This is a genomic window from Marinimicrobium sp. UBA4209 (assembly GCF_002381585.1).
GTDB classification, from domain to species: domain Bacteria; phylum Pseudomonadota; class Gammaproteobacteria; order Pseudomonadales; family Cellvibrionaceae; genus Marinimicrobium; species Marinimicrobium koreense.
On sequence record NZ_DFTP01000031.1, the window covers coordinates 46039 to 57118 of the forward strand.

Annotated in this window: 11 protein-coding genes and 1 tRNA gene; 11 read left to right on the top strand and 1 reads right to left on the bottom strand. The window is 61.1% G+C overall.

The window, feature by feature from the left end:
* From bioC to B3187_RS04675, 5 genes are all read left to right on the top strand, one after another.
* Window positions 1–1480 (top strand): malonyl-ACP O-methyltransferase BioC (gene bioC, locus B3187_RS04655; RefSeq protein ID WP_286804821.1); only part of this gene is annotated, 1480 nt, incomplete at its 5' end.
* A gap of 27 nt (window positions 1481–1507) precedes the next feature.
* A complete protein-coding gene (bioD, locus tag B3187_RS04660; RefSeq protein WP_286804822.1) occupies window positions 1508–2191 on the top strand; it encodes a dethiobiotin synthase in 684 nt (227 codons plus the stop codon).
* A 148-nt stretch (window positions 2192–2339) separates the two neighbouring features.
* Window positions 2340–2585, top strand: a complete 246-nt coding sequence (locus tag B3187_RS04665) for a hypothetical protein (RefSeq protein ID WP_024461096.1) — start codon at window positions 2340–2342, stop codon at window positions 2583–2585.
* A gap of 15 nt (window positions 2586–2600) precedes the next feature.
* Window positions 2601–3623, top strand: coding sequence for a putative metalloprotease CJM1_0395 family protein (locus B3187_RS04670; RefSeq protein WP_286804824.1), 1023 nt, complete (start codon window positions 2601–2603; stop codon window positions 3621–3623).
* A gap of 109 nt (window positions 3624–3732) precedes the next feature.
* On the top strand, window positions 3733–3915 hold the full coding sequence (locus B3187_RS04675; RefSeq protein WP_286804825.1) for a DUF3094 family protein: 183 nt from the start codon (window positions 3733–3735) through the stop codon (window positions 3913–3915).
* Window positions 3916–3960: 45 nt separating this feature from the next.
* Here the strand turns inward: B3187_RS04675 and B3187_RS04680 are convergent, their stop codons facing one another.
* Window positions 3961–4374, bottom strand: a complete 414-nt coding sequence (locus B3187_RS04680) for a DUF4399 domain-containing protein (protein ID WP_024461093.1) — start codon at window positions 4372–4374, stop codon at window positions 3961–3963.
* Between the two features lie 210 nt (window positions 4375–4584).
* On the opposite strand from B3187_RS04680, the gene B3187_RS04685 reads away from it, so the two are divergent.
* The 6 genes from B3187_RS04685 to truB all read left to right on the top strand — a co-directional run.
* A tRNA-Met gene (locus B3187_RS04685) sits at window positions 4585–4661 on the top strand.
* 294 nt (window positions 4662–4955) lie between these two features.
* Window positions 4956–5417, top strand: a complete 462-nt coding sequence (rimP, locus tag B3187_RS04690; RefSeq protein ID WP_123638143.1) for a ribosome maturation factor RimP — start codon at window positions 4956–4958, stop codon at window positions 5415–5417.
* Between the two features lie 35 nt (window positions 5418–5452).
* Window positions 5453–6925, top strand: a complete 1473-nt coding sequence (gene nusA / locus B3187_RS04695) for a transcription termination factor NusA (RefSeq protein ID WP_123638142.1) — start codon at window positions 5453–5455, stop codon at window positions 6923–6925.
* Window positions 6926–6990: 65 nt separating this feature from the next.
* On the top strand, window positions 6991–9717 hold the full coding sequence (gene infB, locus B3187_RS04700; protein ID WP_123638141.1) for a translation initiation factor IF-2: 2727 nt from the start codon (window positions 6991–6993) through the stop codon (window positions 9715–9717).
* Between the two features lie 97 nt (window positions 9718–9814).
* Window positions 9815–10210 (top strand): 30S ribosome-binding factor RbfA, encoded by a 396-nt coding sequence (rbfA, locus tag B3187_RS04705; RefSeq protein WP_123638140.1) that lies wholly within the window; start codon window positions 9815–9817, stop codon window positions 10208–10210.
* Window positions 10210–11080 (top strand): tRNA pseudouridine(55) synthase TruB (gene truB, locus B3187_RS04710; RefSeq protein ID WP_286804830.1); only part of this gene is annotated, 871 nt, incomplete at its 3' end. The genes rbfA and truB, both read left to right, overlap by 1 nt.

Below are 11080 nucleotides of genomic sequence, written 5' to 3' on the forward strand. Positions count from 1 at the left end.
CAGCTGGGAACCCCTACTGCCCTGGTTGCGCCAATACAGCGATGTCATTGCCCTGGACTTGCCGGGCTTTGGCGACAGTCCGGCCGGTGCGGATTTCTCGCTCGATAGCGTACTCAATGCCATTGATCAGAGCCTGCCGGCGCAGGCCACTCTGGTGGGGTGGTCTCTGGGCGGCATGCTTGCAGTGGCACTGGCCGCCCGGCGGCCGGAGCGTATAACCCGCGTGGTCACCCTCGCCAGCAATCTGCGCTTTGTGGCGGATGCGCGCTGGCCAGAGGCCATGGCGCCGGCCACCAACGAGCGATTCAAGCGCGATTTCGAGCGCGCCCCTGCCAAAGGGCTGAAACGGTTTCTGGGCCTGGTCGCCCATGGCGATCAGCGCGAGCGGGACGTACGCGCAGCGCTGGCAAACCTTCAGCCGGAGCCTGAACAGGTTCGGCCTCAATGGGGCCAGGCGCTGACGCTGTTGTCCGACCTGGATAATGCCCGTGCCTTCGAGCAACTGCGGCAGCCCGGTCTGCACCTGTATGCCGAGCACGACGCTCTGGTTCCCCTGGCCGCTGCCGGTCAGCTGCCGGCGCTCAACCAGCGCCAGCGGGTGTCCGTGGTGGCCGGGGCGGGGCACGCCATGCATTGGAGTGAGCCAGAGCGGGTGGGCGAGGCCGTGCTGCACTTTCTGAATCTGACCACCGGGCAACTGGATAAGCGCCGGGTCGCTCACTCGTTCAGCCGGGCAGCCACCAGTTACGACAGTGTCGCGCGGCTGCAGCGCGCGGTGGGAGAGACGCTACTGAATCAGTTGGGCGGGCAGGACCTTGGGGTGGTGGACACCCTGGTGGATCTGGGCTGCGGTACCGGCTATTTTGGCGAGCGGCTGGCCCACCGGCTTCCCGAGGCGCAGCTGATCGGACTGGATATTGCCGAGGGCATGCTCCGCTTTGCCCGTCAGGAGCGCGATATTCCGGCTCTGTGGCTGTGTGGTGATGCCGAGGAATTACCCCTGGCCGATGCCAGTGTGGATCTGGTCTTTTCCAGCCTGTCGGTCCAGTGGTGTGAACACCTGCCGAGCCTGTTCGGCGAGCTGCAGCGGGTGTTGAAGCCGGGCGGGCGGCTGCTGTTTTCCACCCTGGGGCCGCGCACGCTCTGGGAGTTGAAAAGCGCCTGGCAGCGGGTGGACGGCTACGTTCACGTCAACCGCTTTCCTCCCCAGCGGGCGGTTGACGACGCACTGTGCCAGGCGGGGTTCCAGGGCACCGAGTGGCTGCGCGAGGAGCGGGTGCTGCGCTACGAGGCGCTGGCCGACTTGACCCGGGAGCTCAAGGCGCTCGGGGCCCACAATGTCAACCGGGGGCAGCCGGAAGGGCTCACTGGGCGACAGAAAATTCAGGCGCTCAAGGCTGCCTACGAGCCGTTCCGGGAGGACGGACTCCTCCCCGCCAGCTACGAGGTGTATTACGCCGCTGCGCGCAAACCTTCTTAATCCGATGTTGAAAGAGAACTGCACACCATGGCAAAACACGCGTTTTTTGTCACCGGCACGGACACCGGTGTGGGTAAAACCTGTATCGCAGCCGGCCTGCTTCAGGCCGCCAACAGTCGGGGTCTGACCACGGCGGCGCTCAAGCCGGTGGCCGCGGGCTGTGAGCGGACCCCGGACGGATTGCGCAACGAGGATGCCCTGTTGTTGCAGTCGGTGGTCAATCCGCCCCTCGATTACGAGCAGGTCAACCCCGTGGCCCTCGAGCCGGCCATCGCGCCCCACATTGCCGCGCTGGAAGCCCGGCGGCCCCTGTCGACCGATCGTCTGGCAGGCTATTGCCGCGGTGTTCTGGGGCAGGCGGACTTTACCGTCGTCGAGGGCGCCGGGGGCTGGCGAGTGCCGCTCAATCCGGCTGAAACCCTGGCGGATCTGGCCCGACAGCTCAACTTGCCGGTCATTCTGGTGGTGGGGGTGCGCCTGGGTTGCCTGAATCACGCGCTGTTGACCGCCGAGGCGATTGCCCGCGATGGCTTGCCGTTGGCCGGCTGGGTAGCCAACGTGCTGGACCCGGATATGCCGCGTCTGCGGGAGAATGTGGACGCGCTTGGGCAACGCCTGCGAGCGCCGTTTCTTGGCTGGGTACCGACACTGTCTTCGCCGACCCCCTCTGCCGTTGCCGAGCACCTGAACCTGGACCCCCTGATCGGTTAGTTCGTTCGGTTCTATAAATGGCCGTTTTACTGCAAAAAACTCTGATAAATTGCCGGTCTTGATTGTTTTTTGGTCAGTTGGCGCGCTAAACTAACGAGGACAGCGTTCTCAGATCGGCCGCTCAGGCCGCAATGAAAGGGGGTATACGATGGAAATTGGTTCTGCCGTCAATCAGGCCTTGATCGGCATGCAGCGCAGCCAGTCTGAAATGACCAGCTCGGCGCAGCAGATCGTCCAGTCGGGCACCGTGCCCGCGACCGAATCGGCCTCCAGCCTGCAGATTGTGGAGCCTCTGATCAATATCGAGGCCCAGCAGCAGGTGTTTGACAGTAACGCCCGGGTGCTTGAAGCCGCCGATGAAAATGTCGGTCGGCTGATTGACACCATGGCCTGATAGCCGCCTTCGATCATGGCCTCGGTCATTCCCTCCAATTTTGCCAACGCCGTGGCGCCCTTTGTGCCCGCCGGGCGTGCCCCTGTGGGGCAGGAAACCGAGGACCTCAGAGGTTCCAGCCTCCAGCCCCTGGAGGAATCGGCCGAGACGGCCCGAAGCGAGAACTTCCGCTCCCCCGATCAGCGCCCCGGAGAAACCGATCAGCAGTGGCAGCAGCAGGAAAGCCGCGACCCGCGTATTCGCTCCAGCGCTCCAGAGACCGATCAGCCGCCTCCCTTTGAAACCAATCGCAACGACCGGGTCACGCTGTCCGCTTCCGGCCAGGCGGCCCTGGCGTCAGAGGCGAGTATCGGTCAGTCTTCCGGGGCTCAGGGCGCTGGTTTGACGGCTGAATCCGGCGCGTCGCCGGCCAGCCCCGCATCCGATGATCCTCGCAGCGCTTTCCGCGACAGTCGGGAGAAGCAGCAGGCGCTGGAAACCCAGGCCGAAATCCGCGAGCTGGCGGCCCGGGATCGTGAGGTCCGTCAGCACGAGCAGGCCCATGCGGCCCTCGGCGGTCGTTATGCCGGTGCCCCCCAGTACGACTTCGTGCACGGCCCCGATGGCGTTTCCTATGCGGTGTCGGGAGAGGTCCCCATAGATACCAGCCGGATACCGAACGACCCTCAGGCGACCATTGAAAAAGCGCAACAGATTCGGCGCGCGGCCTACGCGCCGGCCGAACCCTCCGATACCGATCGGCGGGTGGCCGCTGAAGCGGCGCAAATGGAAGCTCAGGCACGCGCCGAATTGCGCCAGATGGAGGCGCAGGAGGCCGAAGAAAGGCGTACATCGCCGGATGAGGAGGGCGAATCCAGTGCGCGGCGAGACGAGCTCAGTTCGGAACGTGAGCGCGAGGAGGCGGAGCGGGAAAACCGCCGCAGCGAGCTGGTTGAGGATGCCCGTCAGCGCAATATCGACACCTACATCCAGTTGGTCGGTCTCAGCGGCCTGACCAGTGAGGGGCGCTCCGGTAACCGCCTGGATCAGCGTATTTAAGTCCCGCCACGCCGCCGCTTTTGCCGGCCCGTTTCCCGTTCTATACTGTCTGCCTTTGGCGCCGCCGAGTCGGTGCTCCGGTTGAATGATGTCCTCGTGGAGGCAGGCAGTGCATAAACCTCAATTGACCCCGGAAGATCAGGCGCGCGTTGATGCGGTTACCCGTCGGGGTGTGAATAGTGTCGAGCGCAAGCCGTTCCGGCTCTGGACGTTACTGGGAGTGATTTTGCTGGTGCTGACGATGCTCAGCGGGGTGAGTTTTATGATTGCCCGTATTCAGGGCGTGGTCTGAGTGACGCAACCGGCGCGCCCTGGTGGGGCGCCGGTTGCGTGCACGTTACTCGCTGACCGTAATGGTGATCTTCTCGGATACCACCGGCTCGTCGTGAGGACGGTGCAGGTGGTCCCCCAGCAGGAGCTGCAGCGTGTGCTCGCCGGGCTCCAGCTCCACCGTCGTCTCGGTCTGGCCGCCGCCGAAGTGGACGTGTTGATCGTCCGCCGGAATCGGCATGTCCAGGTCGGGCAGTGTCTCCAGGTCAATCAACAGGTGATGGTGCCCGGTATTGTCCCGCTCAACGCCCGCCGGGGCCACGCCCATGCCCTTGAGGCCGAATTTCACGGTGACCGGGCTGGTGACCGTATCGCCATCGCTCGGGGAAATGATATAGGCGCTGGGACTGTCGGCCTGGGCGGAAAGCGCCGCCAGGGCAAGGGTGGCGGTGCCCAGTAAAGTGCGTAGTAGATGTGTCATCGAAAACCTCCGTGCATTGGGTCATGGGAATGAAACCTGATGGCGTCATTATAGGTGTTAAGGATACGGCTCGATACCGTGGCCGGATGCTCAAGTGTAAAGAAGCTTAATGGCGCAAGTATTTGAAATAAGTTGAAATTGGGGTTGACCCACCCTGGGTGTATGCCTATAATTCGCCACCTCGGTTAGGCAGTGCCGCCGAGTTGAAGGTGCGGGGTGGAGCAGTCTGGTAGCTCGTCGGGCTCATAACCCGAAGGTCGTTGGTTCAAATCCAGCCCCCGCTACCACTTATTTTGGAAAGTTGATGAGTGACCTTTATACGGTGTTCAGCTTTCCCAGTCGGTCCGAAAAGAAGCCGGCGCTCGAATAAGCCCCTGTCATGGGGCTTTTTTGTATTTGTAAAAAGGGGTGCACCCCCGCCACAGAGGCCTGTGGCCGCAGTTTCGAAAATGGGCCTCTGGCCCATTTTTTGTAACTGCCCTTCGTGGCAGTTGCTCTGCGGGCCCGCGTCGGACGCGTTTACATCGCTCCCGGCGTTTATTTTTCAGGGCGGCACCCCGCCACACAGGTGAACCGATTTCATGGCGTCCAAACAGGAACAGCTGCACGCGCTGATCGCGCCCGTTGTTGAAGCGCTGGAGTGTGAACTCTGGGGGTTGGAGTATCTGACCCAGGGGCGTTACTCCACGCTGCGCATCTATATTGATCGCCCGGGTGAGGAAGGCGTTAATCTGGAAGACTGCGAACGGGTCAGTCGTCAGGTGAGCAGCCTTATGGATGTGGAAGATCCCATTACCAACCGCTACACCCTCGAGGTGTCATCGCCGGGAATGGATCGGCCACTGTTTACGCCCGAACAATATGCGCACTATATCGGTGAAGTGATTTCATTGAAGACCCGGGCCCCGGTCGCGGGTCGGCGCAAGTTCAAAGGTCAATTACAGGCGGTTGAAGGGGACTCGGTAGTCTTGATAGTGGATGGTGCGGAGCACACGCTGTCGATCGGGTCGATTGAAAAAGCGAATTTGGTCCCACGCTTTTAATTAAGTGCGGTGAAGGAGTTTAACGAGGCAAGCTCATGAACAAAGAAATTTTGTTGGTCGCCGATGCGGTGTCAAATGAAAAAGGTGTGGAAAAAGAAATTATTTTCCAGGCCATCGAAACTGCGCTGGCCACGGCAACCAAAAAGCGTTTTGATGAGGACTCGAATATTGAAGTTCTGATCGATCGTGCCACCGGCGACTATGAAACCTTCCGTACCTGGGAGGTGGTCAGTGATGATGTGGTGGCCGAGCTGGGCACCCAGTTGACCACTGAAGAGGCGGCTGAAAAAGATCCCGACCTCAAGGTGGGTGATATCTGCCGCGAGAAAATCGAAAACGTCGAGTTTGGCCGGATTGCCGCCCAGACTGCCAAGCAGGTGATCGTACAGAAAGTTCGTGAAGCCGAGCGCGCCCAGATGGTGGAAGAGTATCGCGACCAGGTCGGTGAGCTGGTCAGCGGCACCGTGAAAAAAGTGACGCGCGATAGTATCATTGTGGACCTCGGCAATAATGCCGAAGGCCTGTTGCCACGGGACCAACTGGTCGGTCGGGAGATCTTCCGGGTCGGTGATCGCGTGCGCGCTCTGTTGCAGGACGTCCGCAATGAAACGCGGGGGCCGCAGCTGTTCTTGAGCCGTTCCTGCCCGGAAATGCTGATCGAACTGTTCAAGATCGAAGTGCCGGAAATTGCCGAAGAAGTCATCGAGATCAAGGGCGCCGCACGGGACCCCGGCCTGCGCGCCAAGATCGCCGTCAACACCAACGATGGTCGCATCGACCCGGTCGGTGCCTGTGTGGGCATGCGCGGTTCCCGCGTTCAGGCCGTGTCCAACGAGCTGGGCAACGAGCGGGTGGACATCGTGCTGTGGGACGACAACCCCGCGCAGTTCGTGATCAACGCCATGTCGCCGGCCGAAATTGAATCCATCGTGGTGGATGAAGACACTGGCTCCATGGACCTGGCGGTCGGGGAAGACAATCTTGCCATGGCCATTGGTCGCGGTGGTCAGAACGTCCGCCTGGCCAGTGAGCTGACTGGCTGGGACATCAACGTGATGAGCGTGGAAGAGTGGCAGTCCAAGCAGGAAGAGGAATCCGGCAGTTATATTGAGCTGTTCATGAATGCGTTGGATGTCGACGAAGATGTGGCTGGCGTTCTGGTGGAAGAGGGCTTCACCTCCCTGGAAGAAGTGGCCTATGTACCGCTGGATGAAATGCTCGCCATTGAAGGTTTTGATGAAGACATTGCCGAAGAGCTGCGTGCGCGCGCCAAAGACGCGCTGCTGACTCAGGCCCTGGCCTCGGAAGAAAGCTCAGAGCCGGCGGATGACCTGCTCAATATGGAAGGTATGGATGAGGCCCTGGCGAAAACGCTGGCGGGCCGCGGTATCGTCACAATGGAAGACCTGGCTGAACAGGCTATTGATGACCTGCTGGACATCGACGGCATGGATGAAGAGCGCGCAGCGGCGCTGATCATGAAGGCGCGCGAGCCCTGGTTTGCCTGATTCCTGAACGGTTAAATTGATTCAGGTCGAGCACCGCGGGCAACGAACAACACTGAGGATACACAATGGCAGAAGTAACAGTTAGCGAACTCGCCAAATCTGTGGGCGCACCGGTCGAGCGTCTGCTGAAGCAGATGCAAGAGGCCGGCTTGAGCCAGAAAACCGAAGACGCACTGGTGTCTGACGAGGAAAAGCAAACGTTGCTGACCTACCTCAAGACCAGCCATGGGGAGTCTTCGGACGGGCCCAAGAAGATTACGCTCAAGCGCAAAACCACCACTACCCTGAAAACCGGTAGTGGCGCGGCGCGCAAGACGGTAAACGTGGAAGTGCGCAAGAAACGCACCTACGTCAAGCGCGATCCTCAAGAAGTGCAGGCCGAGGAAGAGGCGTTGGAGGCCGAGAAGATAGCGGCGGAAAATGCGGCGGCCGAAGAAGCTCGCGCACGCAAGTTGGCTGAAGAGAAAGCAGCGGCCGAAGCGAAAGCCGCGGAAGAGGCGGAAGCCAAAGCTCGTGCCGAACAGGCCGAGAGCAGCGCGGAAGCGCCTGCAGACGAGGCCAAGACCGAAGAGGCTAAGTCCGAAGAGACCCCGGCGGAGCCGACGCGTCCGTCCTTTGTCGACGACGCGGAAGAAATCCGTATTCGCGCTCAGGAGCGTCGCAAAGCGGAAGAAGCCAAGCGCGAAGCCGAGCTGAAAGCGCTTGAAGAAGTGCGTCGTGCCCAGGAAGAAGCTCGTGCCGAGCGGGCTGCGGCAGCACCGGTGGCGCCGCCGGCCGAAAAGGAAGACACCAAACACGGCAAGAAAGAAAAGCGTCACAGTAAGCCGTTTGATGAGGAAGAAGGTAACAAGCATCGCAAGCGCGCCGGCGGCAAGGGCAAGCGTTCCATGGGCCCGAAGAAGAACTCCAAGGCCGATATTTATGCGATGGTGGAAGATGAAACGGAATCCGAAGAGGTTCTGGCTCGTCGCCGCAGTGTGCGCGCGGCCCACAAAGCCTCTAACAAACACGCATTCAAAAAACCGACAGGTAAGATTATTCGCGACGTAGAAATTCCCGAGACCATCACCGTGGGCGAGCTGGCCCAGCGGATGAGCGTCAAGTCGGGCGAAGTGATCAAGCAATTGATGAAAATGGGCGTTATGGCCACCATCAACCAGCCGCTGGAGCAGGACACCGCCCAGTTGCTGGTCGAAGAGTACGGCCACAACGCGGTGCTCAAGAGCGAAGACGAAATCGAGCACAAGCTCGAGGAAGAGCTGGAAGTGAAGGTGCAGGGCGAAGGTAAGCCGCGCGCCCCGGTGGTGACCGTGATGGGTCACGTCGACCACGGCAAGACCTCGCTCCTGGACTACATTCGTAAAACCAAGGTGGCCTCCGGCGAAGCCGGTGGTATCACCCAGCACATTGGTGCCTACCGGGTGAAAACCAGCCAGGGCGAAGTCGCCTTCCTGGATACCCCCGGCCACGCCGCGTTTACCGCCATGCGTGCCCGCGGTGCTCAGTGTACTGACGTGGTGATTCTGGTGGTGGCCGCCGACGATGGCGTGATGCCCCAGACCGAAGAGGCGATTCAGCACTCCAAGGCCGCCGGTGTACCCATCGTGGTTGCCATCAACAAGTGCGATAAGGAAAACGCCGACCCCGAGCGGGTGAAGAACGAGCTGGCCGCAAAGGAAGTGATTCCGGAAGAGTGGGGCGGTGATACCCAGTTCATCGAAGTCTCGGCCCACACCGGCGCCGGTATCGATGAGCTGCTGGAAGCCGTGTCTCTGCAAGCCGAAATTCTGGAGCTCAAAGCGGTAGAAGATGCGCCGGCTCAGGGCGTGGTGGTTGAATCGCGCGTTGAGAAGGGCCGCGGTGTCGTGGCGACTCTGCTGGTACAGCAGGGCACCCTGAACCACGGCGACCTGGTGCTGGCTGGACAGAGCTATGGCCGCGTGCGCGCCATGACCAACGAGCTGGGCCAGCAGGTCAAGTCCGTCGGGCCGTCCTCGCCGGTTGAGATTCTGGGCCTCGATAATGCCCCTAGTGCCGGTGATGACTTCGCCGTGCTGGAAGACGAGCGTAAGGCTCGTGAAGTTGCCGAGTTCCGCGCTGACAAAGAGCGTAAGGAAAAGCTGCAGCGTCAGCAGGCGGCCAAGCTGGAAAACATGTTTGCCAATATGGAAAGCGACCAGAAGAAAATTCTGCCGGTCGTGGTCAAGGCGGACGTGCGCGGCTCGCTGGAAGCCATCCAGTCCTCGCTCATGGAAATCGGCAACGAGGAAGTGCAGGTCAACATCGTATCCTCCGGTGTCGGCGGCATTACCGAAAACGATGTCAACCTGGCGTTGACCTCCGGTGCCATTGTCTTTGGTTTCAACGTCCGGGCGCCGGCCGGTACCCGTCGTCTGGCTGAGAACGAAGGCGTCGAGATTCGCTACTACAGCATCATCTATCAGCTGCTGGATGACGTGAAGAGCGCCCTGAGCGGTATGCTCGAGCCGGAGCGTGTCGAAACCATCGTCGGTATTGCCGATGTGCGCGAAGTGTTCAGCTCGCCCAAGTTCGGCCAAGTCGCCGGCTGTATGGTGACCGAAGGCACCGTGTACCGGAACAAGCCGATTCGCGTTCTGCGGGATAACGTGGTGATCTTCGAAGGGGAGCTTGAATCCCTGCGTCGTTACAAAGACGATGTCAACGAAGTGCGTAACGGCATGGAGTGCGGTATTGGCGTGAAGAACTACGACGTGAAGGTCGGTGATCAGATCGAAGTGTTCGAAGTGAAGGAAGTTGCCCGTCAACTGTAATTCACCCACCGCTCGATAGCGCATGCCCCGGTGATGAGAGTCGCCGGGGCATTCCTGTCTTATAGCGCAACACGATCAGATATGAGGTGAGCTGGCAATGCCCAGAGAATTTACCCGCTCGGACCGGGTGTCCGATGCGATCCAGCGGCTCCTGGCACAGTTGATTCCCCAGGAAATCCGCGACCCACGCATCGGGATGGTAAACATCAACGATGTCACCGTGACCCGTGATATGGCCTTTGCCAAGGTGTACGTCACCTTCGTGGGCAATGACAGCGACGAGCAGGGCGTGGAAGGCGCCAAGCGTCTGAACGGTGCCGCGGGCTTCCTGCGCACCCTGCTGGCCAAAGAAATGAACATGCGCACGGTTCCGCGCCTGCAGTTTCTGTACGACAAGACGGCCATTCGTGGTCAGGAGCTGTCCAACCTGATCGATCGGGCCGTGGCGGATGACAAGGCCCGTCACCACGATGAGTCCGACGGGGAGGCCTGATGGCGCGTCGTCGCAAAGGTCGTCCGATTGACGGCGTACTGCTGCTGAACAAAACTGCCGGGATGTCCTCCAACCATGCATTACAGCGGGCCAAAAGGCTGTTTTTCGCCGCCAAGGCGGGGCATACCGGCAGTCTTGATCCCCTGGCCACCGGGCTGTTACCGCTGTGCTTTGGTGAGGCCACCAAATTTTCCCAGTTTCTGCTGGATGCGGAGAAGGGTTACCAGAGCACGTTTCGCCTGGGCGTGGTCACCAGCACCGGTGATGCCGAGGGTGAGGTGCTGCACGAGGCCGACGCCTCGGGCGTGACCCGCGAACAGGTAGAGCGGGCGCTGGAGCAGTTTGTGGGGGATATTGAGCAGGTTCCGCCCATGTTCTCGGCGCTCAAACTCAACGGCCAGCCGCTGTACAAACTGGCCCGGGAAGGTAAAGAGGTCGAGCGCAAGCCCCGGCCGGTGACCATTCACCGGATCGACCTGCTGGACTTTCGGCCGGGCCCCCAGGCGGAGATTGACGTCGAAGTCCTCTGCACCAAGGGCACTTATATTCGTACCCTCGCGGAAGATGTGGGCCAGGCTCTGGATTGCGGCGCCCGGGTTGAGCGGCTGCACCGCACCCTTAGCGGGCCCTTCGATGTGGCCAACGCCGTCAGCCTGGAAGCGCTGGAGGCGGAGCGGGGCGAGGGGATGGCGGAGTTGCTGGACCACCACCTGCTGCCCGCGGACACCCCGGTCGCGGCCCTGCCGGCGCTGGTACTGCCCGCCGACAGTGCCTACTACTTCCGCCAGGGCAACCCGGTGATGGACCCCCAGGTCTACCGTCTGGGCGATGAAGGTGATATGGTGCGGGTCTTCGGTGAAAGCACCGCAC

Bases quoted from the DNA above. Each gene is read 5' to 3' on its own strand.
- bioD (WP_286804822.1), top strand. From the start codon at position 1,508: ATGGCAAAACACGCGTTTTTTGTCACCGGCACGGACACCGGTGTGGGT.
- B3187_RS04665 (WP_024461096.1), top strand. From the start codon at position 2,340: ATGGAAATTGGTTCTGCCGTCAATCAGGCCTTGATCGGCATGCAGCGC.
- B3187_RS04670 (WP_286804824.1), top strand. From the start codon at position 2,601: ATGGCCTCGGTCATTCCCTCCAATTTTGCCAACGCCGTGGCGCCCTTT.
- B3187_RS04680 (WP_024461093.1), bottom strand. From the start codon at position 4,374: ATGACACATCTACTACGCACTTTACTGGGCACCGCCACCCTTGCCCTG.
- rimP (WP_123638143.1), top strand. From the start codon at position 4,956: ATGGCGTCCAAACAGGAACAGCTGCACGCGCTGATCGCGCCCGTTGTT.
- nusA (WP_123638142.1), top strand. From the start codon at position 5,453: ATGAACAAAGAAATTTTGTTGGTCGCCGATGCGGTGTCAAATGAAAAA.
- infB (WP_123638141.1), top strand. From the start codon at position 6,991: ATGGCAGAAGTAACAGTTAGCGAACTCGCCAAATCTGTGGGCGCACCG.
- rbfA (WP_123638140.1), top strand. From the start codon at position 9,815: ATGCCCAGAGAATTTACCCGCTCGGACCGGGTGTCCGATGCGATCCAG.